Genomic DNA, 25,897 nt, shown 5'->3' on the forward strand with positions numbered 1-25,897 from the left:
AGATCGTCCCGGCGCGAGCCACGCGCCGCCGACGCCCAAGGAGGCCCCCGTGCCGCATGTCCTGGTCCTCAACGCGTCGTACGAGCCGCTCGGCGTCGTACCGCTCCGCCGCGCGCTCGTCCTCGTCCTGGAGAACAAGGCAGTCGCCTTGGAGGAATCCGGCGCCTATATGCACAGCGCAACCGTCACAGTCTCCGCACCCAGCGTGGTCCGGCTCAAGCGATTCGTACGGGTTCCCTACCGGGGGCCCGTTCCTCTCACCCGCAGGGCGCTCTTCGCGCGCGACGGGGGCCGGTGCATGTACTGCGGTGGCGTCGCAACCAGCGTCGACCACGTCATCCCGCGCAGTCGCGGGGGTCAGCACGTCTGGGACAACGTGGTGGCGTCCTGCCGCCGCTGCAACCACGTCAAGGCCGACCGCCATCTCTTCGAGATCGGCTGGCGGCTGCGGCACAAACCAGCCCCACCCACCGGCCTGGCCTGGCGCATCATCGGGACCGGCCATAGGGACCCGCGCTGGCTGCCGTACTTGCAGCCGTTTGGCGCGGACGACGCTCTGGCCCGGATCGACGGCATTTCCGCCTGACGATCCGGGCTTTCGCATACCCGGCCGCGCGTGTGCTCCGGCCCCCGGGGGTCCCCGTGCCCCCGGGGGTCCCCCGTGCCCCCGGGGGCCGGACACTCATCCGGCGGTCACGCGTAGCGCAGCTCCGCCGGACGCACCGAGCGGTGCAGCAGCGGGAGCGCGGTGGCCGCCGCCAGCAGGCAGGCGCCGTAGACCGCGAGCGGAACCAGCAGGGCCTGGTACGGCACGGCCGGCGAGGTGCGCCCCGCGGCGACGGCGGCGTACCAGACGCCGATCGCCATGCCGCCCGTGCCCGCCACCAGGACCGCCGGGGCCAGCGGCAGCGCGGTCTCCAGGAGCAGCGCCCGGCCCAGCACACCCCGAGGCACTCCGGCGGCGGCCTGCGCGGCCAGGCCCCGGCGCCGGGTGGCCAGCGACTCGGCGGTGCCGACGGCGAGACCGGACAGGGCGATCGCCAGGGCGACGAGGATCGCGGCAGCCGTGAGGTCCAGACCCGTCGTGTAGTACGTGAGGTCCGTGCCGAGGTGGTCTGCTCGGTCCATGGCGTGCAGAACCGCGAGCAGCACCTGCCGCACCCCCACGAATCCCGTGCCAACGACCGTCACCAGCAGGACGGCCGCGTGCGTGCGGGCCGCCGCCCAGGGGTCGTCGCGCAGCCGTTCCGCCGCGATCAGCAGCGCCGGGCTCTGCGCACGGGCGGTGAACACCCGGCCCAGCCACCGGGACGACCAGCCCGCCAGCCACACCGCCGAGGCGCCGACCAGCAGACACACCGCGAAGACCGTGAGCGGGCCGAGGGCGAACTCGACGAGCGGGAACGAGAAGGGATCGCCGGCGAACGCGGTCAGCGCGACCAGCACCGCCAGCACGGCCAGCAACCCGGTCGCCACCAGGAACACCCGTCCCGGCCCCTTGGCCGGCCGCACCCGTCGGAGCCGGCCCAGCGGCGAGGCCACCACCCGGCGCAGTGCCAGAGCGCTCACGGCCGCTCCCAGGACCGGCACCAGCATGGCCACCAGGGCGATGCCGGCCCAGGCCGCCGGGTCGGGACGGTGCCACAGGCGCAGCAGGGACAGCACGGAGAACACCGTGGCCACGGCCGAACCGGCCAGGCAGGCCAGCCCCGACTCCAGCGCCGCGATCCGCCGCACCTGCGCGGGCGTGGCACCCGCCAGTCGCAGCGCGGCCAGCCGCCGGTCGCGGTGCACCGCGCCGACCCGCGCGCACTGCCCGAGGAACCCGAACACCGGGATGAACAGCAGCATCAGCGCGGTGATCACTCCATTGCGGGTCCCGGGCTCGTCGAGCAGCCCGGAGCCGACCGGGACGCTGTACTGCCCGTCCATCGGGACGAGGACCGCGATCACCAGCCCGATGCCGGTCGCCAGCGCCGCCCCGACCGCCGTCAGCAGGACCCGCCACCACTCCCGCCGGTCCGACCCCCGCGTGAGCAGCAGCGCCAGTCGCAGATCGGCCCTCACGCCGCCACCCCCACAGGCGCCACGGTCCCGTCGCTCAGCCGCACCTCGCGGTCCGCGTAGGCCGCGACCTGGGCGTCGTGCGTGATCAGCAGCACGGCTGTGCCCGACTCGCGGGCCGTGTGCACCAGCGACGTCATCACCTGCTCGCTCGCCAGCGAGTCCAGCGCCCCCGTCGGCTCGTCCGCGAAGACCACCTTCGGGCCGGTCGCCAGCGCCCGTGCCAGGGCGGCCCGCTGCGCCTGGCCGCCGCTCATCTCGCCCGGCCGCAGCTCCTCCTGACCGCGCACCCCGAACCGCTCCAGCCACTCGCCGGCCCGTGCCCGGGCCTCGGTGCGGGCCGCTCCGGCCAGCATCAGCGGCAGCGCCACGTTGTCGAGGGCGGTCAGTTCCGGGATCAGCTGCCCGAACTGGAAGACCACGCCGAAGTCGGAGCGCCGCAGTTCGCTCAGCCGCTTCTCCGGCAGCCGGTCGAGCCGCAGCCCGTCGTAGGCCACCGAGCCGGTGTCCGGTCGGACGATACCGGCGAGGCAGTGCAGCAGCGTGGACTTGCCACTGCCGCTGGCCCCGGTCACGGCGAGGATCTCGCCGGCGTGCAGCTCGACGGAGGCGCCGCGCAGTGCCTCTGTCCTGCCGTGCGCCTTGACGAGGTCCCGGCCCGCCAGAAGCGGCACCGAGGAGTCCCCCTTGTTGGTCATGCTGCGTCGACCTCCGCGGTCAGAGTGGTCAGCCGGGCCGCCGTGGTGTTCATCCAGCGGAGGTCGGCATCGAGGTGGTTGAGGGCGTAGTCCGCCGAGAGCACGGTCGCCAGATCGGCGCCCGGGGCCGTCTTCACGGCCGTGAGTTCCCGCATCCGCTCCATGTGCGCGGCGCGCTGGGTGCGCAGATAGGCGGCCGGATCGCCGCCGGCCAGGATCGAGACGACGACCTTCGCGAAGATCTCGTTCGCCACGAAGGGCACGGGCGGCGCGATCTCCCCGGCCCAGCGGGCCAGTTCACGTGCCCCGTCGTCCGTCGACCGGTACAGCGTCCGCTCCGGCCCCCCGTCGGCGTCGGTCCCTTCGACCTCGGCGAGACCGTCACGGACCAGGCGTTGCAGGGTCGTGTACACCTGCCCGTAGGCCAGCGGACGGGCCTGCGGAAAGCGTTCGTCGTGGCGCCGTTTGAGGTCGTAGCCATGACTCGGCCCTGCCTCCAGCAGCCCCAGAAGAATGTGCCGGGTGCTCATGGGGACCAGTATGCACTCGATACATGTACTGAGTGAATAGTGATCCCCGGAAATCCGTCGAACACCCGGACGCGGCCGGTTCGCGGGGGCGGGGCCCGGTCGTCACGCGTGCCCTCGCGACGACGGGGTAGGGCTCCTCTGACCCGGCGTTCGCCGCCGTACCCGACGTCATGACGAGGAGGCCGCCGTGGCCGCAACGGTGCATCATCCGATCCCGGCCCAGTTCAAACCCGCGGTGGAGACCGACGAGGAGCCCCACCTGTCCGTGTCCGGCGCCGAGGGGGCGTCCGCGCAGGCCCCGCTGACCAGTGAGCCGCCGCTGCCCGACGCCGAGCCCCTCACCAGTGAGCCGCCGCTCGCCGACGCGGCCCCGCTGACCAGCGAGCCGGGGTTGTAGATGAACGAAGCCCTGGACCCGGGGCTGTGCCGGCTCGCGGAGCTGCACGGCGTCGCCACCTCCTACAGCCCCGCCCCGGACCGTACGGTCGCCGCCTCCGCCGGTGCCGTGACCGCCGCACTCGGCGCCCTGGGTGTCGACGCGAGCGGCCCGGACGCCGTCCGCACCGCCCTCGCCGACCGGGAGCGGGAACTCGCCGAACGGCTGCTGCCGCCGACGGTCGTCCACTGGGCGGGCGCCGACGAGATCAACCTCGGCCTGCCCGCCGGCACTCGCCTGGAGGTGCGGACGGAGGACGGAGAGACCCGGGACGATGCGGAGGGTCTGCCGCTCGGGGTGCACCTGCTGACCGCCGCCGCCCCGGACGGCCGCACCGCCCGCGCCCACCTGATCGTCGCCCCCGACCGGCTGCCCACCCCCGCCACCCGCTCGTACGGCATCCTCGTCCAGCTCTACTCGCTCCTGTCCCGCCGCTCCTGGGGCATGGGCGACCTCGGGGACCTCGCCGAGCTGGCCGACTGGGCCGGACGCACCGCGGGCGCCGGGTTCGTGCAGGTCAACCCGTTGCACGCGGCCGTGCCCGGAGCCCCGACCGACCCGTCCCCCTACCGCCCCTCCTCCCGCCGCTTCCCCGACCCGGTGCACCTGCGGCCGGAGGCCGTCCCCGAGTACACCGCGGCCCCCGCCGTCACGGACCGTGCCGAAGGCCTGCGCTCCGCCGTCCTCGACCAGGGCGCCCTCATCGACCGGGACGCCGTCTGGGAGCTGAAGCGGGAGGCGCTGGAGAAGGCGGCCGCCGCACCGCTCACCCCCGGCCGGCAGGCCGCCTACGACGCCTTCCGCGCCGAGGAGGGGCAGGCCCTGGAGGACCACGCCACCTGGTACGCGCTCGCCGAACGGCACGGCTCCGACTGGCACCGCTGGCCGAAGGCCCTGCGCGAGCCCCGCTCACCGGAGACCGCCCGCGCCCGCGCCGAGCTGGCCGACCGGGTCGGCTTCCACTCCCGCCTCGCCTGGCTCACCGTCACCCAGCTCACCGCCGCCCAGCGCGCCGCCCGCGAGGCCGGCATGCCGGTCGGGATCGTGCACGACCTCGCCGTCGGCGTGCACCCCGCGGGCGCCGACGCCTGGGCACAGCAGGACTACTTCGCCGCCGGGATGTCCGTCGGCGCCCCGCCCGACGCCTTCAACGCCCGCGGCCAGGACTGGGGCCTGCCGCCCTGGCGCCCCGACCGCCTCGCCGCCGGCGGCCACGCCCCGTTCCGCGAACTCCTGCGCGCCCTCTTCCGGTACGCCGGAGCCCTGCGCATCGACCACGTGATGGGCCTGTTCCGGCTGTGGTGGGTGCCGCAGGGCAGCCCGCCCACCGAGGGCACGTACGTCCGCTACGACGCCGAGGCCATGCTCGCCCTGCTGGCCCTGGAGGCGACCCGGGCCGGAGCGGTGGTGATCGGGGAGGACCTGGGCACCGTGGAGCCGGGGGTGCGCGAGACGCTGGAACGACGCGGGGTGCTCGGCACGTCCGTGCTCTGGTTCGAACGGGACTGGGACGGCGACGGCCGCCCCCTGCCCCCGGCACGCTGGCGCGCCGACTGCCTCGCCACCGCCACCACCCACGACCTGCCGCCCACCGCGGCCCGCCTCACCGGCGAACACGTCGAACTCCGCGACCGCCTCGGTCTGCTCACCCGCCCGCTGGCGGAGGAACGGGCCGAGTCGGCGGCCGACACCGCGGAGTGGCTGGCCCTGCTGACCCGCCTGGGCCTGCTCGCCGCCGCCGACACCGGCGACGAGGAGGCCGAGATCCGGGCCGTCCACCGCTTCCTGCTCCGCACCCCGGCCCGCATGATCGGCGTCTGGCTCCCGGACACCGTCGGCGACCGCCGCCCCCAGAACCTCCCCGGCACCTGGGACCAGTACCCGAACTGGCGCCTGCCGATCGCCGACGCGAAGGGCCGCCCGGTGACCCTGGAGGAGCTGACGGGTTCGGAGCGGGTACGCGCGCTGTTCCGGACCCTGCACACCGACCGCCCGTCCACGGTGTGAGGAGGACTGCCGCCCCCGGGACGGCCGCCGCGGCCCGCGGCGGCCGGTACAGGTACCCCCGGGCGCGCGCCGCCCAAGTCGGCCCGCTAACTTTGGGTTCGTGGACAAGAAGAACGCCCTGCGCGCCGGCGCCCTGGCTGCCGGTACGACGCTGATGATGCTGCTCATGTCGTCGCCCGCCCTCGCGCTCACGCGTGACGACGGTGACGACCCCGGCAATGGCCTGAGCGTCGTCCAGACGCTGGGTCTCTACGTCCTGGCCCCGCTCGTGCTGTTCGCGGTCATCGCCGGTCTGGTGATGGTGCTGGACAAGTCCAAGATCCGGGTCACCAAGCCGGGCGCGAAGGCCAAGGCGAAGGCCTGACACCCGCTTCTCCACCGAGGGCGCCGGTCGCCTTCCGTACGTACCGCACGTACGGGAGCTGACCGGCGCCCTCGGCGCATTCCTCGGGGGCGCATCCCCCAGGGGGCGCGTCACTCAGGGGCTCGGCGCGGTCAGATACCGCTGCACGGTCGGCCCGAGCCACGCCTCGATCTCCTCGCGGGCCAGCGCCACGACCGGCGGCAGCCGCACCACGTACCGGGTCAGCGCGAGCCCCATCAGCTGCGCGGCGCACAGCCCCGCCCGCGTCGCCACCTGCTCGGGGTCCGGGCACACCCGCTGGGCCACCGGCACCACCTGGTCCCGGAAGATGCCCTGCAGGCGCTCGGCGCCCGCCTTGTTGGTGACGGCGACCCGCAGCACCGCGGTGAGCTCCTCGTTCGCCTCCCAGATGTCCAGGAAGTGGCCCACCAGCGCCCGCCCGACCTCGGTGGGCGGCACCTGCGACACGTCGGTCATCCGCAGATCGAGCGTGACGGCGGCCGCGAAGAGGCCGTCCTTGCTGCCGAAGTAGCGCATGACCATCGAGGGGTCGATGTGGGCGTCCTTGGCGATGGCGCGGATGGTGGCGCGCTCGTAGCCGTCGGCGGCGAAGCGTTCGCGGGCGGCGGCCAGGATGGCGGAGCGGCTGGCGTCGGAGCGGCGCGCCGCCGGGCCGTTCGTGGAATCCGTGCTTCTACTGGGGGTGCCGGTCATGCCAACGAGCGTAGGCCAACAGGTGTGGGCCAACAAGTGTTGACTGCGAAATCGGCCCGCCCTAGTCTGGTCAACAAGCGTTGGTCAACAGGTGTTGGTCAACGTGTGCTGGTCAACAGATGTTGGCAAACGAGTGCAGGCATCCAGATCCAGGAGGCCCCCATGAACGGCACGACTGGCACCCCGGGAGCCACCGGCCCGGCCCCCGCCCCCGGCTCCGGCTCCGAAACCTCCCGTGTGATCGTCGTCGGCTCCGGCCCCACCGGCCTTCTCCTGGCCGGTGACCTCGCCGCCGCCGGCGTCCCGGTCACCCTCCTCGAAAAGCGCCCCCACAAGATCAGCAACCTCTCCCGCGCCTTCGCCCTGCACGCCCGCGCCCTGGAGCAGCTCGACGCGCGGGGCCTCGCCGACGAACTCGAAGCCGTCGGCGAACCTCTCTCCCGGTTCAGCCTCTTCGGCCGGTTCACCCTCGACCTCGGCACCCTGCCCTCCCGTTTCCGGCATGTCCTCGTCCTCCCGCAGTACGAGGTCGAGAAGGCGCTGGAGCGCCGGGCGGCCGAGGCGGGCGTCGACTTCCGCAACGAGTCCGAGGTGACCGGCCTGACCCAGGACGCGGCCGGTGTCACCGTGCACGTCAGCGGTGGCGAGAACCTGCGCGCCGCGTACGTGGTCGGCGCCGACGGGATGCGCAGTGCCGTACGGGAGGCGGTCGGGCTGCCGTTCCCGGGGAGGTCGGCGATCCGGTCCGTCGTCCTCGCCGACGTGCTGCTCGCCGAGAAGCCCGCGACACTGCTGACGGCCGCCGCGGTCGGCGACGCGTTCGCGTTCCTGGCGCCCTTCGGCGACGGCTACTACCGGGTCATCTGCTGGCACCGCGGCCGCGACGTCCCCGACCACGAGCCGGTCGGCCTCGACGAGGTCAGGGAGATCACCCGGCTGGCTCTGGGCAAGGACTACGGGATGCACGACGCCCGCTGGATGTCCCGCTTCCACAGCGACGAGCGCCAGGTGCCCAGCTACCGGGTCGGCCGGGTCTTCCTGGCCGGTGACGCGGCGCACGTGCACACCCCGGCCGGCGGCCAGGGCATGAACACCGGCCTGCAGGACGCGGCCAACCTCGGCTGGAAGCTCGCCGCCGTGCTGCACGGCCACGCGGACCCGGGTCTGCTCGACACCTACCAGAGCGAACGCCACCCGGTCGGCAGGTCGGTCCTGCGCAGCAGCGGCGCTCTGGTCCGCCTCGCGATGGCCAGGGGCCCGCTGCTGGCGGCGCGGAGCGTACTCATCCGCGCGCTGGGCCACGCCGGCCCGGTCCGCCGCAGGATCATCGGCCAGATCACCGGCATCGGCTACCGCTACCCCGCGCCGCGGGGCGCTCACCGTCTCACCGGCACCAGGGTTCCCGACCTCGCCCTGGCCGGCGCCTCGGCCGACTGCGGCCGCCTGTACGAGGCGCTGCGCGGCGGCCGGTTCGTCCTGGTCACCCCGGGCCCGGGCGGGTACGACGCGGGTACGCGGTACGCCGGCCGGCTGGCCGTGGCGCAGTGGCGGAGCGGTCGCCGTACGACCGTTCTGGTGCGCCCGGACGGATACGTGGCCTGGGCGGGCGAGGACGCCCAGGCGCCGGACATCGAGCAGGCGCTGGCCACCCACCTCGGGTGACCGGTTCACGCGAGGGTGAAGTCCGCGGCCTTGGTGTCGAGGGTGGTGTGGCCGTCCTTCGCTGTGGCCAGCACGGCGATGTGCCAGGCGCCGTGCGGGGAGGACGCGATGTCGGCGGCGGTCATCCCGCCCTTGTAGACGCACCGGACGGTGTGGCCGCCGGCCGGCGTGCAGGTCGCCGACGCCACCTCGGCCATGTCCTTGGCGGTCAGCGGCTTCTTCGCGAACTCGGACTTCTCCGGCCAGGCCAGCACCTTCAGGCTCTTGACGCCGGAGGGCGCGGTGACCTCGGTGGTGAAGGAGAGCGAGCCGTCCCGGCCGCCGTCGGGGGCGGTGAAGCGGACGGTGCTGTGCGCCAGGGCGGGCGACGGGTCCTGGTCGCCGGCGTAGGCGAGGGCGAAGGCCCCGGCACCTCCGAGTACGACGACACCGGCGACCACGGACAGGGCGATACGACGGGACATGGCGAGTTCTCCGTAACTGGCTCAGGCTGTCTCAGCCGAATGGACCCGGCGCTCTCTGCCGCGCCGTTGCGTCGATCCTGGCAACGGGCGGGCGCCCCGGGCGTGAGCACGGATACTCAACTCGTCCTGGGTGATGGGTACTTCGCGCATAGGGCGGGGCGCCCGGTGGAGATCCCACCGGGCGCCCCGACGAGGTACCGCCTACTGGGCGGCCGCGTCCGCCGCCTGGGCCTTCAGGGCGCGCTCGACGCCCGCGCGGGACTCCGAGACGAGACGGGCCAGGGCCGCGTTCGGCTGGGCCGCGGCCAGCCAGGTGTCCGTCCTGGCGAGGGTCTCCTGGGAGACCTGGAGGGACGGGTAGAGGCCGATCGCGATCTGCTGGGCGATCTCGTGCGAGCGGGAGTCCCACACCGACTTCAGGATCTCGAAGTACTTGTCGGTGTACGGCGCCAGCAGCTCACGCTGGTCGGTCTGGACGAAGCCGCCGATCACCGCTTCCTGTACGGCGTTCGGCAGCTTGTCGGAGTCGATGACCGACGCCCACGCCTCCGCCTTCGCCTCCTCCGTCGGCCGGGCGGCGCGGGCGGTGGCCGCGTGCCGCTCGCCGGCGGCGGTCTTGTCCCGCTCGTACTCGCCCGCGATCTCCGCCTCGTCGAAACGGCCGACCGCCGCCAGCCGCTCCACGAACGCCCAGCGCAGTTCGGTGTCGACGGCCAGGCCCTCGATGGTGTGGGTGCCCTCCAGCAGGCTGTCCAGGAGGTCCAGCTGCTCCGGGGTGCGGGCGGTGGCCGCGAAGGCGCGCGCCCAGGCCAGCTGGTGGTCGCTCGCCGGCGCGGCGGACCGCAGGTGGGCCAGCGTGGCGTCGGTCCAGCGGGTGAGCAGGGCCTCACGGGCGGCCGGGTCGGCGTACAGCTCGATGGCCAGCTTCACCTGGCGGTGCAGGGACTGGACGACACCGATGTCCGACTCCTTGCCGATGCCGGACAGCACGAGGGACAGGTACTCACGGGTGGGCAGCTCGGCGTCCCGGGTCATGTCCCAGGCCGACGCCCAGCACAGCGCGCGGGGCAGCGAGGACTCGAAGTCGCCGAGGTGCTCGGTGACGAACTGCAGCGACTGCTCGTCCAGGCGGACCTTGGCGTACGACAGGTCGTCGTCGTTGAGCAGGAACACCGCCGGGCGCAGGCGGCCGGCCAGCTGCGGTACGGCCGTCAGCTCGCCGTCCACGTCCAGCTCGATCCGGTCGGTGCGGACCAGCTTGCCGGTCGCCTCGTCGAGGTCGTACAGGCCGATCGCGATCCGGTGCGGGCGCAGCGTCGGCTCGCCCTTGGCGCCGGCCGGCAGCGCCGGGGCCTCCTGGCGGATGGCGAAGGAGGTGACGACACCGTCGGCATCCGTCTCGACCTCCGGGCGCAGGATGTTGATGCCGGCCGTCTGGAGCCACTTCTGCGACCAGGTGCTCAGGTCACGGCCGGAGGTCTCCTCCAGGGCGCCCAGCAGGTCGGACAGGCGCGTGTTGCCGTACGCGTGCCGCTTGAAGTACGCCTGCACGCCCTTGAAGAACTCGTCCATGCCGACGTACGCGACCAGCTGCTTCAGGACGCTCGCACCCTTGGCGTACGTGATGCCGTCGAAGTTGACGAGCACGTCGTCCAGGTCGCGGATCTCGGCCATGATCGGGTGCGTGGAGGGCAGCTGGTCCTGCCGGTACGCCCAGGTCTTCATGGAGTTGGCGAACGTTGTCCACGAGTGCGGCCAGCGCGACCCGGGCGCGTACGCCTGGCAGGCGATGGAGGTGTACGTGGCGAACGACTCGTTCAGCCACAGGTCGTTCCACCACTCCATGGTGACCAGGTCGCCGAACCACATGTGGGCCAGCTCGTGCAGGATGGTCTCGCTGCGCGTCTCGTACGCCGCGTCGGTCACCTTGGACCGGAAGACGTACTGGTCGCGGATGGTCACCGCGCCCGCGTTCTCCATCGCGCCCGCGTTGAACTCCGGCACGAACAGCTGGTCGTACTTGGTGAACGGGTAGGCGTAGTCGAACTTCTCCTGGAACCAGTCGAAGCCCTGCCGGGTCACCTCGAAGATCGCGTCCGAGTCGAGGAACTCGGCGAGCGAGGGACGGCAGTAGATGCCCAGCGGCACCGACTGGCCGTCCTTCTCGTACACGCTGTGCACCGAGTGGTACGGGCCCACGATCAGGGCGGTGATGTACGACGAGATGCGGGGCGTCGGCTCGAAGACCCAGGTGTCGTCCTTGGGCTCGGGCGTCGGCGAGTTCGAGACGACCGTCCAGCCGGTCGGCGCCTTCACGGTGAACTGGAAGGTCGCCTTCAGGTCGGGCTGCTCGAAGGAGGCGAAGACCCGGCGGGCGTCCGGCACCTCGAACTGGGTGTAGAGGTACGCCTGCTCGTCGACGGGGTCGACGAACCGGTGCAGACCCTCACCCGTGTTGGTGTACGCGCAGTCGGCGACGACACGGAGGACGTTGCGGCCCTCCAGCAGGCCGGGCAGCGCGATCCGGGAGTCGGCGAAGACCTCGGCGGGGTCCAGCGGGTCACCGTTGAGGGTGACCTCGTGGACCGCCGGGGCCACCAGGTCGATGAAGGATTCGGCGCCGGTTCCGGCGACGTCGAAGCGCACCGTGGTCACGGACCGGTAGGTACCGCCCTCCTGCGCGCCGGAGAGGTCGAGAGCGATCTCGTACGAGTCAACGGTGAGCAGCTTCGCCCGCTGCTGTGCCTCTTCGCGAGTCAGGTTTGTGCCAGGCACGCGGTCATCTCCTCGTTATGTGTGGGTTGCGCCATCCTTCCACGGCATCGGTGGGGAGGGCGACGAGGGAAAACCCGCGAGATTGCTTGGTCAGGGGCGCCCGCTGCAACGCGCCCCAAAGGGGCGCGGGGCTGTATCGATATGCGGCTCCGCCGCGTGGGCGCGACCAGCCCCCACGCACCCGCACCCGCACGACGGCCGGTCGCGGCACCCCTTTGGGCGCTCGGCCCTACCGCGACAGCTCCGCCGCCACCAGCTCCGCGATCTGCACGGCGTTCAGCGCGGCGCCCTTGCGGAGGTTGTCGTTGGAGATGAAGAGCGCGAGGCCGTTCTCCACCGTCTCGTCGCGGCGGATCCGGCCGACGTACGACGGGTCCCGGCCGGCCGCCTGCAGCGGGGTGGGGATGTCGGACAGCTCGACGCCGGGCGCGTCGGCGAGCAGCTCGGTCGCCCGCTCCGGGGAGATCGGGCGGGCGAACCGGGCGTTGACCTGGAGGGAGTGCCCGGAGAACACCGGGACGCGGACACAGGTGCCGGAGACCTTCAGCTCGGGGAGCTCCAGGATCTTGCGGGACTCGTTGCGCAGCTTCTGCTCCTCGTCGGTCTCGTTGAGACCGTCCTCGACGAGGTTGCCGGCGAAGGGCAGCACGTTGAAGGCGATGGGCCGCTTGTAGACCTGCGGCTCCGGGAAGTCGACCGCCCCGCCGTCGTGGGTGAGCTTGTCCGCGTCGGCGGCGACCTTCTGCACCTGCCCGTGCAGCTCCGCGACGCCCGCGAGACCGGAGCCGGACACCGCCTGGTAGGTGGTGGCGACCAGCGCCTGAAGGCCCGCCTCCGCGTCCAGCACCTTCAGGGCCGGCATCGCGGCCATCGTGGTGCAGTTCGGGTTGGCGATGATGCCCTTCGGGCGGTCGGCGATCGCGTGCGGGTTCACCTCGGAGACGACCAGCGGGACCTCGGGGTCCTTGCGCCACGCGGAGGAGTTGTCGATCACGACGGCCCCCTGGGAGGCGACCTTCTCCGCGAGCGCCTTCGAGGTGGCCCCGCCCGCCGAGAACAGCACGATGTCCAGGCCGGTGTAGTCGGCGGTCGCCGCGTCCTCCACCGTCACACCGTCGAGCACGGTCCCGGCCGAGCGCGCCGAGGCGAACAGGCGCAGCTCGTCGACCGGGAAGTTCCGTTCCGCGAGGATCCCGCGCATGACCGTGCCGACCTGACCGGTGGCTCCGACGATTCCGACCCTCACGGCGACTCCCTCTGCATACGTTGACCTGTGCCTGCGGCCTTTGGCCTTTCCATCATGCGGCCGACCCGGGTCCACCTGTCCAATTCTTTGCCCGACATGCCCACCGACTGGACCAGCCGGCCCGTGGAACTCCCGCCTGCACCATCGCTGAGCTGCAGAAATTACCTCCACTTGGCCGTCACGCCGCAAGCTGTGCTGCGCCGCGCGCCGGTGTGACGTACGCCTCGGAAGCTCCCCGGACGCCTCCCGGAAGCCGCGGAAAAGATTTCCGGGAATCCGGCCGAACGTTTCCGGGGGCTGCGGCGTCGTAGGAGAAACGGGGTGAGGGGGTGGGTTGTGCTGCGCAGAAAGGCCCGCCGCGCCCAGGGGGACCAGCACGGTGATCCTCTGGACGCGGACCAGGAGCGCCGGGTGCGCGCGGTGCTCGCGCTGGGTGGCGTACCGCAGGCGGACCTGCTGGACGGGGTACAGCAGGTCCGCCTGCGGTTGCTGGAGCGGGCCGCCGACGGCCAGGAGGCGCCGCGGGACGTCTCGGCCTGGGCGGCGGTCGTCGCCTCCCACCTCGCCATGGACTGGCACCGCGCCAAGCGCCGCCAGGAACGCCTCGGCGAGCGGCTCGCCTCCCTCCGCCAGCCCGACCACGCCTCCGGAGAGGACAGCAAGCTGCTCTCCGTCGCCGTCGCCCGCGGCCTGGACGAACTGCCGGACGCCCAGCGCCAGATCCTCGTCCTGCGCTTCTACGCCGACCTGCCGGTCCGCGGGATAGCCGAGGAACTGGGCATCCCCGAGGGCACGGTCAAGAGCCGGCTGCACACGGCGGTACGGGCCCTGCGCGCCCGCCTGCACGAGGACGAGGTGGTGTGAGCATGACCGCCGAACACGACGACCACGAGCGATACGACGACCAGAGTGGACGCGACGGTCAGGGCGAAGCGGAGATCGACGCCCTGTTCGCCGTCCTCATGGACGAGTCGCTCTCCGACGAGCGGCGCGCCGACCCCGCCTTCATGGCCGAGCACCGCGCCGCCACCGCCGACCTGGCGCTCCTGCGCGAACAGCTCGGGATCATCGGCGACACCCTTGCCGAGCCGCCGCCCGCGGTACCCCGGCCCCGCCCCCGTCCGGCCGGGCGCCGCCGCCCCTGGCAGCACCCGGGCGTCCGCGCCCTCGGGTTCGCCGGTGCCCTCGCGGCCGCGTTCGCCGGGGCCGTGTTCGGCATCGGCTGGCTCGCGGCGAACGGCGGCGACAGCGCCATGTCGAACGGTGCCAGCTCCGACAAGGCCGCCGACAGTGCGTCGAGCACGGCCGGCCAGGGCGGCGAGGAGCAGGCCGCCGGCCCCGGCTACCTCGCCTGCGCCCGGCTGGTCGTCGAGGGCACGGTCACCGGGGTGCAGCAGCTCGCGGGCTCCGGCGATGAACGCGTCACCCTGCGCGTGACCCGCGCCTACAAACCGGCGAAGACCGCCGAGGAGGTGGAGTTCCTCTTCGAGGACGGCACCGACGCCCGGGTCCGCACGGGCGCCCGCCTGCTGGTCGGCATCACGGACGGGCAGCAGGTGCCCGACCGGTACGCGGTCGGGGAGCCGGAGATCGCCCGGGAGCGGGCCTGGATCGTCCGGGACCTGCCCGAGTCGCGCACCCTGACCTGCCGGAAGTGAAAACGGAGGGGCGGGCGCCCCGCAGGACGCCCGCCCCTCGTACCGCTGTGCCCCGCGCGTCCTACTGCGTGACCTTCTCGATCTTCACGCTGCCGGTGCCCGCGGCCGTGCCGCGCGCGTTGACCAGCTGGACCCGGCCGAAGAACTCACGTCCCTCGGGGGCCGCCGCGGCCGCCGTGACCTGGCCGGTCACCGTGGCCGAGGCACCCGTGCCGAGCTTCACCGGCGTGGACCCGTCGACCGTGACGGAACCGAGCGCGGCGGAGAAGAACACGTCCCGGTAGTCGTAGTCGGTGGACCCGGACGGGACCGAGTAGCCCACGACCTCGATCGTGTAGGTCCCGGCGGCCGGCGAGGCGACGGAGACCGCCTCCTCCGAGTCGCCGTCGGCGGACTGTGCGACCTGCTTGCCGGACGCGTCGTACACGGTCAGGTCCAGGTCGGCCGAGGCGTCCGACACATTGCCGATCGCCACGTCCAGCGAGGTGGCGCCCTCCGGCACGGTCACCGTCGTCGTCTGGGTCTCGCCCTCCTTGATGGCCGGGCGGGTCGTCTTCGAGGAGCCGAGCGGGCCGCCGACCAGCTTGCCGTCGAGGGCGGCGAACTCGTTGGTCACCTTCCAGGAGGCGGTGACCGGGGTGCCGACCTTGGCCTCGGGCACGGTCACGGTCTCCGGGTCGAAGGCCGCGCCGAGCACGGTGACGCCCAGCTGGTACGGGTTGTCGAGCAGCGGCGAGGTGCGGCGCGCCTCGACCTCGATCTCCCAGACCCCGGCCTGCGGGGCGGCGTACGAACGCACGTCGGGCTTGCAGCCGTTGCCGTTCAGGTAGTTGTTGTAGCAGTACGGGGTACCGGTGTTGTCGACCGGGACGCCGTACGGGTGGATGGCGATGAACCGCGTCTGGCTCTTGTCGGCGAGCCCGCTCAGCGCGACCTCGAGGGACTGGGCGCCCTCCGGCACGGTCACGAAGTACGACGTGGAGCTGTTGCGCTGCACCGAACCCGCTGCGGAGTAGGTGTAGTCGACCGGGTCCGACACCACGACCGTGGTCAGGATCTGCTTGTCGACGCCTTCGGTCTTCGGGTCGTCGACTTCGAGGATCGCGGACTTGATGCCCGAACTCTTCGGCTTCGCCTGCACCTTGACCGTCACCGGCTGGTTCAGCGGCAGCTTCACCTCGTCGGACCCGAGGATCTTGAAGGTGTGCCCGGCGTTGTTGTCGAAGTGCAGCTCGTGCCGGATCGCCTGGTCGGCGCCGGAGGTCCGGACGATCGTGACGTCGTAGGTCTTCTTCTGCCGGGCCTTCAGGCCGCCCTCGCGGTCGTAGAGCCCGGTGCCGTAGCCCGGGGTCTTCAGCGCGGAGTCGATCGCGGTGTCGACGGGCGCCTTCACGGTGTAGTCGTGCGCGGTGGCGTGGTCGCGGATGGACTCCCACGCGTCGACGATGTCGATCCGGCCCGCACCCTCCTCGTACGCCTGGACGCCCTTGATGTGGTGGGCCGTCGAGGTCAGGGCGGTGCGCAGGTCGGCGGGGGAGAGGGCGATGCCCTTCTCCTTGGCGGCGCTCAGCAGCAGCGCGCTCGCGCCCGCCGCCTGCGGGGAGGCCATCGAGGTGCCCTGGAGCATGGAGTAGCCGGCCGGCAGCGAGTAGCCCGCCTCGGCGACCGGGGAGCCCGGCAGCCAGGTCTGGGTGGTGTTGATCGCGGCGCCCGGTGCGACCAGGGTCGGTGTGAAGCCGCCGTCCTCACGCGGGCCGCGCGAGGAGAAGGGGAGCAGCTGGTACTTGGTGGTCACCTGGGAGCCGTAGTTGGCGGCCCAGGTCTCCCTGGAGATGGCCGCGCCGACCGAGATCACCTTGTCGGCGAGACCGGGGTCGCCGATGGTGTTCGCACCCGGGCCGGAGTTCCCCGCCGAGATCACCAGCTGCACGCCGTAGGTGTCGATGAGCCGCGTGTACAGCTCGGCGCGGGCGTTGTTGCCGTCGTTCAGCGCCGGGAGGCCGCCGATCGACATGTTGACGATGTCGACGCCCCGGTTGGCGACCAGGTCGATCATGCCCTCGGTGAGGGCGACGTTGGTGCAGCCGCCGGTCCAGGTGCAGGCCCGGGACGAGACGATCTTCGCGCCCGGGGCCGCGCCGTTCATCTTGCCGCCGAACAGGCCGTTGGCGGCGGTGATGCCGGCGACGTGGGTGCCGTGCTCGGACTCGATGACGCCGATGTTGACGTAGTCGGCCTTCGCGCCGGACGCGTTGTAGACGACGTCCTTGCGGATCTCGACCACGAACGGGATGCGCTCGACGACATCCGTGGCCGGGTCGTCCGTGCCGAAGTAGCCGATCTGGTAGCCGTCCTTGTACGGCTTCATCGGCACGTCGTCGGTGAAGTCCAGGTTGTCGTTGGTGTCCACGCGCACGGTGCCGGAGGCCGCGTCGTACAGCACACCCCAGGCGTCGGTCGTGTCGCCGTCGCGGTTCAGGTCGCCCTTCATGTCGCCACCGGTGGTGGCGGACTCGTACATGTAGTTGAACTTGTACGAACCCTCGGGTGCCTTGAACGTCTCGGTGCCCTCGCTGGCCGTGGTGATGGAGAACGCCGGGCCGGAGACCGGGGCGGTCATCCGCCGCCAGGTGCCGTCGCCGTCGTTGACCGGGTCGGTCGAGGTCACCCAGTCGACGATCTTCCGCTCGCCGGTGGTGGTCTTCTGCAGCGCCGGGTGGCCGAGGTCCACGCCGGAGTCCAGGATGCCGATGGTGATGCCCCGGCCGTCCGCCTTCGGGTGCTCCTTGACGAAGTCGACGGCGCCCGTCTCGAAGGAGGGGTTGTAGGGGTTCTCGGCGGGGGTGTTCTTGTTCGGCCCCGAGTAAGTGGATTTGGCGGCCTTGGAGTTGCCGTCCGTCGCCGTGGGGTCGTCGAGCTGGATCTCCTGGCGCAGGTCGATCGCGTGCACCGAGGACAGCTTCGCGGCGGCCGCGATCGCCGAGTCCGCCCGGCCGGTGGGGACGGTGGCCCGGACGTAGCCGAGCTTGTCGTACGTACGGCCCACCAAGCCGCCCTTGACCGCGTCCAGCTCCTCGGCGACCTGCTCGGTCTGCCCCGGCGCGGTCGCGATCATCATCGTGACGTTCTTGGCACCGTCGGACTTGGCCTCGGCGAGCAGTTCCGCGTCGTCCGAACCGAGCTTGTCGTGGGCCGACTTTACGCCGGGGTCGGCGGTGGCGGCGGCGGGGGCCGGGGCCGCGGCGGCGGCCAGGGGCACCGGCCCGGCGGCGGAGAGCGCGGCCACGACACCGACGGCGACGGCTATGCGGCCCAGGCGTCTGTGGCCCGGTATCGGGTCGTGCTGGGGGGTGAGGGTCATCTGCATCCCTTGTAGGTAAAGGAACGAGCCTGGAGCGACCGGACGTTGTCATGTCCGGCGCGTAGGCGCACAGCTTTCCCCAAGGGAACGGACTTTTGGGAACGTTGACCGAATTGATATGAACGTATGGGGAAAACCCCCGGTCACCCCCCGATCGCCCGCCGCTCACTCCCCGGCCGCCCCGCGGCCGCTTCCCGGTCCCGTCGCGGAAACCCGGTGGCCACCGCGCGCTCTACGCCCTACCGTGCCGACGTGCGCGAGAAGCTCAGGGTGGCGGCCTACGCCGTGTGCGTCCGTGACGGTCAGATCCTGCTCGCCCGGTCACCGGCCGACGACGGCACACCCGAGTGGGTCCTGCCCGGCGGCGGCATGGAGCACGGCGAGGACCCGTACGACACGGTCCGCCGCGAACTCATGGAGGAGACCGGATACCGCATCGCGGTGACCGGCCTGCTGGGCATCGACTCCAACCGCCTCCGCTTCCCCCGCGCGGGCCTGCGGCGCGCCGCCACCGACCACCACGGCGTGCGGATCATCTACACCGGCGAGATCGTCGGCGGTGAACTGCGCAACGAGGTCGACGGCTCCACCGACATGGCCGCCTGGCACGACCTGGACGCCGTACCGGACCTGAGGCACATCCGGCTGATCGATGTCGCCCTGCGGCTGTGGCGGGAGAAGCCGGCGGCCGGGCGGTTTGCAGAAGAGCAGTCGTAAGTGCCGGAGACCCTCCCCTACCCCGGCAGATGAACGCGGAGTAGCCGGGCCCCGGACGCCCGTGATCCGCTCAATGACCGGTCCCCACCTCGCCTGATCCACGTACGGTGATCGGCGCTGCGCGTTGCCGCCGTGTTCACGCGCAGGTCACCCCCGGTGCCAACGATCCAAAGTGAGCGGGAAGTTCGCGGAAGCGATCACCCGTGACCACTGCCGACGCGTTCGTACTCGGGGAGATCGCGCCATGTCGCGCATACGCTCTGTCGCCACCTCCGCGGCCCACAAGGGCCGCGAGGCACTGGAGATCAACCGCCGTACCGTGCTCGCCGCCGCCGGAGCCGTCTCACTCTCCGCAGGCGTCGGATTCGCCCTGCGCCCCACCGACAGCGAGGCCACCCCCGCCGTCCCCGCCGCGGCCGAGGAGCAGCAGCCGGTCGCCGAGGGCCGCCAGGCCGCCGCGGCCCCCCTCGCCCCCTACACCAAGGGCACCACCCTCGCCTCCGTCGCCGCGCCCCGCACCAGCTCCGGCTACCGGCGGCTCGGCGACGGCGCCGGCTGGTCGCGCGTGGTGCGCTCCGACCTGGCCGCCGCCAAGTCCGGCCGCGCGAGCCGCCGCACTGCCCTCGCCGCGTTCGTGCAGTTCACCGACCTGCACCTGATGGACGTCCAGCACCCGCTGCGTCTTGAGTTCCTGCGCGCCCACGACCCGCACGCCTGGCGCCCGCACGAGGCGCTCACCGTGCCCGGCGCCATCTCGCTCGTCGAGCGGGTCAACGCGCTGCGCGGCGCCCCGGTCACCGGCTCGCCGCTGCACTTCGTGATGACCACCGGCGACAACACCGACAACAACGCCCACTCCGAACTGGAGTGGTTCATGAAGGTGATGAGCGGCGGCAAAATCACCCCCAACACCGGTGACCCCAAGCACTACGAGGGCGTCCAGAACAGCGGCCTCAAGCTGTACTGGCAGGCGTCCTCCACCGTCCGCGACGGCGACAAGGCGCTCGGCTTCCCGCACCTCGCCGGCTTCCTGGCCGCCGCGATCCGCGAGGTCAAGAGCCCCGGCCTCAACCTGCCCTGGTACTCCACGGTCGGCAACCACGACGCCCTGCCGCTCGGCTGCTTCGGCTCGCACGCCGACCCCTACCTCGCCGCGGCCGCGATCGGCGGCAAGAAGCTGATGACGGTGACCGACGCCGAGGCCAAGAAGCTCCAGGACTCCATCCGCACCGCCAAGGACCCCAAGGGCAGCGGCTACCGCGACTTCCTGAAGGCCCACGCCCGGTCGATGCGCTCGGTCACCGCCGACGAGAAGCGCGCCCCCTACACCTCCGCCGACTACCTCAAGGCCCACCTGGACCCGGCCTACCAGGGCCTCGGCCCGGTCGGCCACGGCTACTCGACCGCCAACGTGGCCGCGGGCACCCAGTACTACGCCTTCCGTATCTCCGACGACGTCATCGGCATCAGCCTCGACACGACGGACGCGGGCGGCCACTACGACGGATCGATCGGATCGACCCAACTCGCCTGGCTGGAGAAGACCCTGAAGGAGAACAAGGACTCCTACGCGGTCGTCTTCAGCCACCACACCAGCCAGACGATGACCAACACCCGTCCCGACCCGGCCCACCCGAGCGACCGCCGCCACACGGGCGCCGAGCTGGTCACCCTGCTCAACCGCCACGCCAACGTGCTGGCCTGGGTCAACGGCCACATCCACCGCAACCTCATCACCCCGCACAAGGCCTCGAACGGCAACTCCTTCTGGGAGATCACCACCGCCTCGCACGTCGACCACCCCCAGCTGGCCAGGGTCGTCGAGCTGGCGGACAACAAGGACGGCACGATCTCCCTCTTCACCACCCTGATCGAGTCGGCCGCCCCGCACCGCACGGACTTCTCCGACCTCTCCCAGACCGGCCTCGCCGCCCTCTACCGCGAACTGGCCTTCAACGCCCCCGGTTCCAGCAAGGTCCTGGGCGGCAGCACGACGGACCGGAACACGGAGCTGGTGCTGAAGAAGGGCTGAAACTCACTCAACCGGCCCAAGCCGGGCAACCTCGCCGATCAGGACGGTGTCCCTCCCCCCGACCGAGTACGACGACTCCACTGGGGGAGAGACATGTCCGTACGTACGACGCTGGTGGCGGCCACCGCACTGGCCCTGTCGGCAGCGCTCGCCGGACCGGCGCTGGCGGCCCCGGCCGGACCGGCGCCGACGGCAGCCGCGGCCGGCCACCAGGCCACCCGCAAGGCGATCGAGGCCGCGATCGAGGGCGGCGTCCCCGGGGCGACGGCGACGGCCCGGGACGCCCGCGGCACCTGGTCGACGACGGCCGGGGTGGGCGACACCCGCACCGGCGCCCCGCGGTCGGTGTCCGACCGCTACCGGGTCGGCAGCATCACGAAGACCTTCGTGGCCACGGTGCTGCTCCAGCTGGAGGCGGAAGGCCGGCTGTCCCTCGACGACACGGTGGACAAGTGGCTGCCGGGCGTGGTGGCCGGCCACGGCAACGACGGCCGCCGCATCACCGTCCGCCAGCTCCTCAACCACACCAGCGGGCTCTTCAACTACACCGCGGACGAGGACTTCGGCCGCAGGTACTTCCTGAAGGACGGCTTCTTCGAGCACCGCTACGACACACTGACCCCCGCCGGGCTGGTGGCGATCGCGACGAAGCACCAGCCGGCCTTCGCCCCGGGCACCAGCTGGGCCTACTCGAACACCAACTACGTGCTCGCCGGCATGGTGATCAAGGCGGTGACGGGCCACTCGTACGCCCAGGAGATCACCGACCGGGTGATCAGGCCCCTCCACCTGACCGGCACCTCCGTCCCCGGCACCCGCACCACCCTGCCGCGCCCGAGCAGCCGCGCCTACTCGAAACTCGCCGACACGACGACGGGCCCCACCTACGACGTCACCACCCTCAACCCCTCCATGGCCTCCTCCGCCGGCGAGATGATCTCCACCTCCGCCGACCTGACCCGCTTCTACGAAGCCCTCCTGCGCGGCAGGCTGCTCCCTGCGCACCAGCTGAAGGAGATGAAGACCACCACCCCCGTCCCCGGCGACCCCAACAGCGCGTACGGCCTCGGCCTGATCGAGGTCACCCTCCCCTGCGGCGTCCACGTCTGGGGCCACGACGGTGGCATCCACGGCTCCTCCTCCACCGCGGCCACCACCGCCGACGGCCGCCACGCCCTGGCCCTCAACTTCAACGCCGACTGGACCGGCGACAAGGACGCGGTGGTCGAGGCGGAGTTCTGCGGGGGCTGAGCGCCGGTTGCCGGGCCCGGTGGCCGGTCCGGACGACGGCCGGCCACCGGGCCCCGGAAAAAATCTCGGCCGGTGATGTCGAGAACCCGTGGCCGGCTCCGTCCCCGGGGTGAAAGCGACCACAATGGCCGCACCAGCACCGAGGAGAACCACGATGGCCAAGTACCTGCTGCTGAAGCACTACCGCGGCGCCCCCGCCCCGGCCAACGACGTGCCCATGGACCGGTGGACGCCCGAGGAGATCTCGGCCCACGTGCAGTACATGAACGACTTCGCCGCCCGGCTGGAGAAGACCGGCGAGTTCGTCGACGGCCAGGCCCTCGCCCCCGAGGGGATGTGGGTCCGCTACGACGGCGAGGGGCGCCCGCCGGTCACCGACGGCCCGTTCGCCGAGACCAAGGACCTCATCGCCGGCTGGATGGTGATCGACGTCGACAGCCACGAGCGCGCCGTGGAGCTGGCCGGTGAGCTCTCGGCCGCCCCCGGGGCGGGCGGGAAGCCGATCCACGAGTGGCTGGAGGTGCGCCCGTTCCTGTCCGCGCCGCCCAACGTCCCGCAGTGCCACTGATGGACGAGGTCCTGCTCAGGAGCCTCACCCCGAGCGTGCTCACCGTCCTCGTCCGCCGCGGAGCCGACTTCGCGGCGGCCGAGGACGCCGTGCAGGAGGCGCTGGTCGAGGCGGTCCGCGTCTGGCCGTCCGACCCGCCGCGGGACCCGAAGGGCTGGCTGGTCACCGTGGCCTGGCGGCGGTTCCTCGACGCGACCCGCGCCGACACCGCCCGCCGCCGGCGCGAGGACCGCGTGGACGAGGAGCCGCCGCCCGGCCCCGTCCCCGCGGCGGACGACACCCTCCAGCTCTACTTCCTCTGCGCCCACCCCTCCCTCACCCCCTCCGCCGCGGTCGCGCTCACCCTGCGCGCCGTCGGCGGACTCACCACCCGCCAGATCGCCCGGGCCTACCTGGTGCCCGAGGCGACCATGGCCCAGCGGATCAGCCGCGCCAAGCGCACGGTCTCCGGCGTCCGCCTCGACCGGCCCGGCGATGTCGCCACCGTGCTGCGCGTCCTCTACCTGGTCTTCAACGAGGGCTACTCCGGTGATGTCGACCTCGCCGCCGAGGCCGTCCGGCTCACCCGGCAGCTCGCGGCCGCGATCGACCACCCCGAGGCGGCCGGGCTGCTCGCCCTCATGCTGCTCCACCACGCCCGGCGGGCCGCCAGGACCGCACCCGACGGCAGCCTGGTACCCCTTGCCGAGCAGGACCGGAGCCGGTGGGACACCCGCCTGATCGCCGAGGGCGTCGGGATCCTCCAGACGGCCCTCGCCCGCGACCGCCTCGGCGAGTTCCAGGCCCAGGCCGCCATCGCCGCCCTGCACGCGGACGCGCCCACCGCCGCGGAGACCGACTGGGTGCAGATCGTCGAGTGGTACGACGAACTCGCGCGTCTGACCGACAGCCCGGTCGTCCGGCTCAACCGCGCGGTCGCCGTCGGCGAGGCGGACGGCCCCCGCGCCGGCCTCGCCGCACTCGCCGAGCTGGACGCCGCCCTGCCCCGGCACACCGCGGTCGCCGCCTACCTGCACGAACGCGACGGCGACCGGACGACCGCGGCACGCCTGTACGCCGAGGCGGCCCGCAAGGCCCCCAATCTCGCCGAACGCGACCACCTGACCCGCCGGGCCGCACGCCTCAACACCCACCGCGACAGGTGACATCGTCGTGCGTCCGGGTACCTCGCTTGCCGTTTTTTTGCCGTCGGCCGCCCTCGTCCGGAGGGCGCGGGGGATGCGGAAGCCCTTGTAAAAGCGCAGGTCAGAAGGGTGTCCGCGGGGCAAACGGAATGATGTTGGCGACCGGGGGTCCGGCGCTCGTCCTGTAAACGCAGCCGACTCCGACACGAGACACTCCGTTCATCCGAATGAAACGTCCGTACCGCCTCATATCGGCTAACCCGCGGTTCCCGGGGATGGCTCGATCTGGTGCAAGGCAGGTGGTCGTGTGGGCGCTCGGCTCGGACTTCGTGTGCTCTCGGTCTACGAGGGCTTTTTCTCCGGGGGAGCCCGGATCGTGCACAGTGATGTGCTGCTCGGCCTGGTAGAGGGCGGACAGCAGTGGCATCGTGTGTTGAGTCTGCACGGTGAGGTCCACCGAGAATCCACCACGCAGCGCATGGAGGACGACGCCTGTTACCGCGCGCTTACGGCAGGTGGCGTCGAGGTCACGTCGCTGGGCCGCACCGCCGGTCTCGTCGACGGCACCGTCGCGGCGTCGGTTTTCAGCGGGCCCGAGCTGGCCGATACGGCGCGGGCCATGGCCGGTGCGGACGTCATCCTGTCACTGAAGGAGCAGCCGCTCGCGCTGCTCAACCAGGCCGGGCTGCCCCGCCGCCCCGTCGTCGTCTGCCTGCACCGGTCCGACCCGGAGAACCAGGGCCAGGCGCTGGACGAACTCAAGGCCGCCATCGCGGACGGCACGGTGGTCGCCTGCGTGTGCTGCGCCGAGTCCACGCGGGACGCGTACGAGGCCGCCGGGATCCCCGGCGAGCTGCTGCACGTGATCCCGAACGGCGTCGACCTGCTCCGCTTCCGGCCGGACGCGGCCCTGCGGCTCGCCTTCCGCGAGTCCCTCGGCATCCCCGCCACCGCCCCGGACGCTCCCGTCGTCGTATTCGCCGCCCGGTACGCCGGCATGAAGAACGTGCCGCTCTTCCTGCGGGCGGCCAGGGCGTGGCTGGCTCGTGAGGGCGGCGGGCACGTCGTCATGTGCGGGGCCGGGATGACCGAGGACAACCCCGCCCTGTGGGCCGACATCGAGGTCGCCTTCGGCGCCGACCGGGCCGCCCTCGGCGACCGCGTGCACCTGCTCGGCGTACGGCACGACATGGAGACCGTCTACGCCGGCTCCGATGTCGTCGCCCTCACCTCCGCCTCCGGCGAGGCGGCGCCGCTCTGCCTCATCGAGGGCATGATGTGCGGCGCCGTCCCGGTCACGACGGACGTCGGCGACAGCGCGTCGATCGTCGAGGGACACGGGTTCGTGACGCCCTTCGACCCCGACGCGATCGCCTTCGCCTGGTCGGCGGCGGTGGCCGACAGGGAGCTCTTCGCTCCGGCGCTGGCGGCGAGCCGCGAGCGGTTCAGCCGTACCCGGATGATCGCCGCGTACGCCGACCTGCTCGCCCACGTCGTCGGCGACGACGTCCGCGACGAACTGCGCCCCGGCGTCAGCGGCCAGTAGCACCCAGCCGGTTCGCCCCGCCCGCCGCGACCGCGGTGCGGGCGGGGCGGCGGTCGGCTACCCGGGCAGCGGGTCGTCGCGCAGGACGCCGTAGAGGACGCCGTCCCGCCAGCGGCCGTCCCGGAAGACGAGGGAGCGCATCACGCCCTCGCGGGTGAAGCCGGCCTTCTCCAGGGCGCGTTGCTCGGCGATGTTCTCCGAGTCGGTGTCGGCCTGGATCCGTTGCACCGGAGTATGGGCGAACAGGTAGCGGACGAGGAGCAGTTGGGCACGGGTGCCGACGCCCCGGCCGCGGGCCTCCGGCGCCAGGGCGATGCCGGCGCTCCAGCAGTACGACGTGGGGCCGGTCGTCAGCTTGTGCCAGGACACGAAGCCGAACGGGCCGCCGGACGCGGCGCCGTCGGAGGCGTCGACGATCAACTGGCCGTCGTCCGGCCCGAGCAGACCGTTCTCCGCGAAGCGGCGCCGGAAGCGGTCGGGGTCCCGCCAGCCGAACCACTGGAAGTGGCTCGCCGCCTCGGGGTCGAAGAGAAACCGCTCCAGCAGCGGGAGGTCGTCCTCGCGGGCGGGGCGCAATATCACGGAGGCGTCGTCGCTCATCCCGGTCACTCTAGACGGCGACCGTGGTGCAGCCTGCTGTACCCGGAGTCGGGGTGCGTACGGCAATGATCCGCGGACGC

The 25,897-nt window shown here is 72.3% G+C and carries 22 protein-coding genes; 13 read left to right on the forward strand and 9 right to left on the reverse strand.

The window, feature by feature from the left end; all coding sequences use genetic code 11:
- Positions 1-49 precede the first annotated feature (49 nt).
- The gene (locus tag KVT45_RS20215; RefSeq protein WP_217549385.1) at positions 50-586 is read left to right on the forward strand and encodes an HNH endonuclease; all 537 of its coding nucleotides are present in this window, start codon (positions 50-52) and stop codon (positions 584-586) included.
- Between the two features lie 107 nt (positions 587-693).
- On the opposite strand, the gene KVT45_RS20220 is transcribed toward KVT45_RS20215, so the two are convergent.
- From KVT45_RS20220 to KVT45_RS20230, 3 genes are read right to left on the reverse strand one after another with little or no spacing between them, the layout of a single operon-like run.
- Positions 694-2,067 carry an ABC transporter permease gene (locus KVT45_RS20220; RefSeq protein ID WP_217549387.1) on the reverse strand — a complete coding sequence of 458 codons (1,374 nt, stop codon included), beginning with the start codon at positions 2,065-2,067 and terminating at the stop codon, positions 694-696.
- Positions 2,064-2,762 (reverse strand): ABC transporter ATP-binding protein, encoded by a 699-nt coding sequence (locus tag KVT45_RS20225; RefSeq protein WP_217549389.1) that lies wholly within the window; start codon positions 2,760-2,762, stop codon positions 2,064-2,066. The genes KVT45_RS20220 and KVT45_RS20225 overlap by 4 nt, the downstream gene beginning before the upstream one ends.
- Positions 2,759-3,292, reverse strand: coding sequence for a PadR family transcriptional regulator (locus KVT45_RS20230; RefSeq protein ID WP_217549391.1), 534 nt, complete (start codon positions 3,290-3,292; stop codon positions 2,759-2,761). Before KVT45_RS20230 ends, KVT45_RS20225 begins: the two co-directional genes overlap by 4 nt.
- A gap of 187 nt (positions 3,293-3,479) precedes the next feature.
- On the opposite strand from KVT45_RS20230, the gene KVT45_RS20235 reads away from it, so the two are divergent.
- The 3 genes from KVT45_RS20235 (at position 3,480) to KVT45_RS20245 (ending at position 6,099) form a co-directional block, all read left to right on the forward strand.
- Positions 3,480-3,689, forward strand: coding sequence for a hypothetical protein (locus tag KVT45_RS20235; protein ID WP_217549393.1), 210 nt, complete (start codon positions 3,480-3,482; stop codon positions 3,687-3,689).
- Entirely contained in the window at positions 3,690-5,735 is a 2,046-nt protein-coding gene (gene malQ / locus KVT45_RS20240; RefSeq protein ID WP_217549395.1) for a 4-alpha-glucanotransferase, read from the forward strand.
- A 100-nt stretch (positions 5,736-5,835) separates the two neighbouring features.
- On the forward strand, positions 5,836-6,099 hold the full coding sequence (locus tag KVT45_RS20245) for a hypothetical protein (protein ID WP_217549397.1): 264 nt from the start codon (positions 5,836-5,838) through the stop codon (positions 6,097-6,099).
- Positions 6,100-6,213: 114 nt separating this feature from the next.
- Here KVT45_RS20245 and KVT45_RS20250 read toward each other — a convergent pair whose 3' ends face one another.
- Positions 6,214-6,813 (reverse strand): TetR family transcriptional regulator, encoded by a 600-nt coding sequence (locus KVT45_RS20250; protein WP_217549399.1) that lies wholly within the window; start codon positions 6,811-6,813, stop codon positions 6,214-6,216.
- A 162-nt stretch (positions 6,814-6,975) separates the two neighbouring features.
- Here KVT45_RS20250 and KVT45_RS20255 point away from each other — a divergent pair, with 162 nt between their 5' ends.
- Complete coding sequence (locus KVT45_RS20255) at positions 6,976-8,475, forward strand: FAD-dependent monooxygenase (protein WP_217549401.1); 1,500 nt, start codon at positions 6,976-6,978, stop codon at positions 8,473-8,475.
- Positions 8,476-8,480: 5 nt separating this feature from the next.
- On the opposite strand, the gene KVT45_RS20260 is transcribed toward KVT45_RS20255, so the two are convergent.
- The 3 genes from KVT45_RS20260 to KVT45_RS20270 all read right to left on the reverse strand — a co-directional run bounded on the left by KVT45_RS20260 (position 8,481) and on the right by KVT45_RS20270 (position 12,960).
- Entirely contained in the window at positions 8,481-8,939 is a 459-nt protein-coding gene (locus KVT45_RS20260; RefSeq protein ID WP_217549403.1) for a DUF5707 domain-containing protein, read from the reverse strand.
- Between the two features lie 201 nt (positions 8,940-9,140).
- A complete protein-coding gene (pepN, locus tag KVT45_RS20265; RefSeq protein ID WP_217549405.1) occupies positions 9,141-11,714 on the reverse strand; it encodes an aminopeptidase N in 2,574 nt (857 codons plus the stop codon).
- Positions 11,715-11,943: 229 nt separating this feature from the next.
- Positions 11,944-12,960, reverse strand: coding sequence for an aspartate-semialdehyde dehydrogenase (locus tag KVT45_RS20270; RefSeq protein WP_217549407.1), 1,017 nt, complete (start codon positions 12,958-12,960; stop codon positions 11,944-11,946).
- Positions 12,961-13,296: 336 nt separating this feature from the next.
- Here KVT45_RS20270 and KVT45_RS20275 point away from each other — a divergent pair, with 336 nt between their 5' ends.
- On the forward strand, positions 13,297-13,824 hold the full coding sequence (locus tag KVT45_RS20275) for an RNA polymerase sigma factor (protein WP_217549676.1): 528 nt from the start codon (positions 13,297-13,299) through the stop codon (positions 13,822-13,824).
- Positions 13,825-13,826: 2 nt separating this feature from the next.
- Positions 13,827-14,618 (forward strand): hypothetical protein, encoded by a 792-nt coding sequence (locus tag KVT45_RS20280; RefSeq protein ID WP_217549409.1) that lies wholly within the window; start codon positions 13,827-13,829, stop codon positions 14,616-14,618.
- Positions 14,619-14,679: 61 nt separating this feature from the next.
- Here the strand turns inward: KVT45_RS20280 and KVT45_RS20285 are convergent, their stop codons facing one another.
- Complete coding sequence (locus KVT45_RS20285; protein WP_217549412.1) at positions 14,680-17,979, reverse strand: S8 family serine peptidase; 3,300 nt, start codon at positions 17,977-17,979, stop codon at positions 14,680-14,682.
- Between the two features lie 252 nt (positions 17,980-18,231).
- Between KVT45_RS20285 and KVT45_RS20290 the strand changes: the two genes are divergently transcribed.
- From KVT45_RS20290 to KVT45_RS20315, 6 genes are all read left to right on the forward strand, one after another.
- Positions 18,232-18,696 (forward strand): NUDIX hydrolase, encoded by a 465-nt coding sequence (locus KVT45_RS20290; RefSeq protein WP_308310828.1) that lies wholly within the window; start codon positions 18,232-18,234, stop codon positions 18,694-18,696.
- 244 nt (positions 18,697-18,940) lie between these two features.
- Positions 18,941-20,728, forward strand: a complete 1,788-nt coding sequence (locus KVT45_RS20295; protein WP_217549414.1) for a TIGR03767 family metallophosphoesterase — start codon at positions 18,941-18,943, stop codon at positions 20,726-20,728.
- A gap of 93 nt (positions 20,729-20,821) precedes the next feature.
- On the forward strand, positions 20,822-21,979 hold the full coding sequence (locus KVT45_RS20300) for a serine hydrolase (RefSeq protein WP_217549416.1): 1,158 nt from the start codon (positions 20,822-20,824) through the stop codon (positions 21,977-21,979).
- Positions 21,980-22,133: 154 nt separating this feature from the next.
- On the forward strand, positions 22,134-22,547 hold the full coding sequence (locus KVT45_RS20305) for a YciI family protein (protein ID WP_217549417.1): 414 nt from the start codon (positions 22,134-22,136) through the stop codon (positions 22,545-22,547).
- The gene (locus tag KVT45_RS20310; RefSeq protein WP_217549680.1) at positions 22,547-23,692 is read left to right on the forward strand and encodes an RNA polymerase sigma factor; all 1,146 of its coding nucleotides are present in this window, start codon (positions 22,547-22,549) and stop codon (positions 23,690-23,692) included. The genes KVT45_RS20305 and KVT45_RS20310 overlap by 1 nt, the downstream gene beginning before the upstream one ends.
- Positions 23,693-24,002: 310 nt before the next feature.
- Entirely contained in the window at positions 24,003-25,217 is a 1,215-nt protein-coding gene (locus tag KVT45_RS20315; RefSeq protein WP_217549682.1) for a glycosyltransferase, read from the forward strand.
- 57 nt (positions 25,218-25,274) lie between these two features.
- On the opposite strand, the gene KVT45_RS20320 is transcribed toward KVT45_RS20315, so the two are convergent.
- The gene (locus tag KVT45_RS20320; protein WP_217549419.1) at positions 25,275-25,817 is read right to left on the reverse strand and encodes a GNAT family N-acetyltransferase; all 543 of its coding nucleotides are present in this window, start codon (positions 25,815-25,817) and stop codon (positions 25,275-25,277) included.
- Positions 25,818-25,897 lie beyond the last annotated feature (80 nt).

This window comes from Streptomyces sp. GbtcB6, from assembly GCF_019091475.1.
Classification (GTDB): domain Bacteria; phylum Actinomycetota; class Actinomycetes; order Streptomycetales; family Streptomycetaceae; genus Streptomyces; species Streptomyces hyaluromycini.

Coding starts and splice junctions, on each gene's coding strand:
- KVT45_RS20225 (WP_217549389.1), bottom strand. CDS start 2,762: ATGACCAACAAGGGGGACTCCTCGGTGCCGCTTCTGGCGGGCCGGGAC.
- KVT45_RS20230 (WP_217549391.1), bottom strand. CDS start 3,292: ATGAGCACCCGGCACATTCTTCTGGGGCTGCTGGAGGCAGGGCCGAGT.
- malQ (WP_217549395.1), top strand. CDS start 3,690: ATGAACGAAGCCCTGGACCCGGGGCTGTGCCGGCTCGCGGAGCTGCAC.
- KVT45_RS20250 (WP_217549399.1), bottom strand. CDS start 6,813: ATGACCGGCACCCCCAGTAGAAGCACGGATTCCACGAACGGCCCGGCG.
- KVT45_RS20255 (WP_217549401.1), top strand. CDS start 6,976: ATGAACGGCACGACTGGCACCCCGGGAGCCACCGGCCCGGCCCCCGCC.
- KVT45_RS20260 (WP_217549403.1), bottom strand. CDS start 8,939: ATGTCCCGTCGTATCGCCCTGTCCGTGGTCGCCGGTGTCGTCGTACTC.
- KVT45_RS20280 (WP_217549409.1), top strand. CDS start 13,827: ATGACCGCCGAACACGACGACCACGAGCGATACGACGACCAGAGTGGA.
- KVT45_RS20285 (WP_217549412.1), bottom strand. CDS start 17,979: ATGACCCTCACCCCCCAGCACGACCCGATACCGGGCCACAGACGCCTG.
- KVT45_RS20295 (WP_217549414.1), top strand. CDS start 18,941: ATGTCGCGCATACGCTCTGTCGCCACCTCCGCGGCCCACAAGGGCCGC.
- KVT45_RS20300 (WP_217549416.1), top strand. CDS start 20,822: ATGTCCGTACGTACGACGCTGGTGGCGGCCACCGCACTGGCCCTGTCG.
- KVT45_RS20305 (WP_217549417.1), top strand. CDS start 22,134: ATGGCCAAGTACCTGCTGCTGAAGCACTACCGCGGCGCCCCCGCCCCG.
- KVT45_RS20310 (WP_217549680.1), top strand. CDS start 22,547: ATGGACGAGGTCCTGCTCAGGAGCCTCACCCCGAGCGTGCTCACCGTC.
- KVT45_RS20320 (WP_217549419.1), bottom strand. CDS start 25,817: ATGAGCGACGACGCCTCCGTGATATTGCGCCCCGCCCGCGAGGACGAC.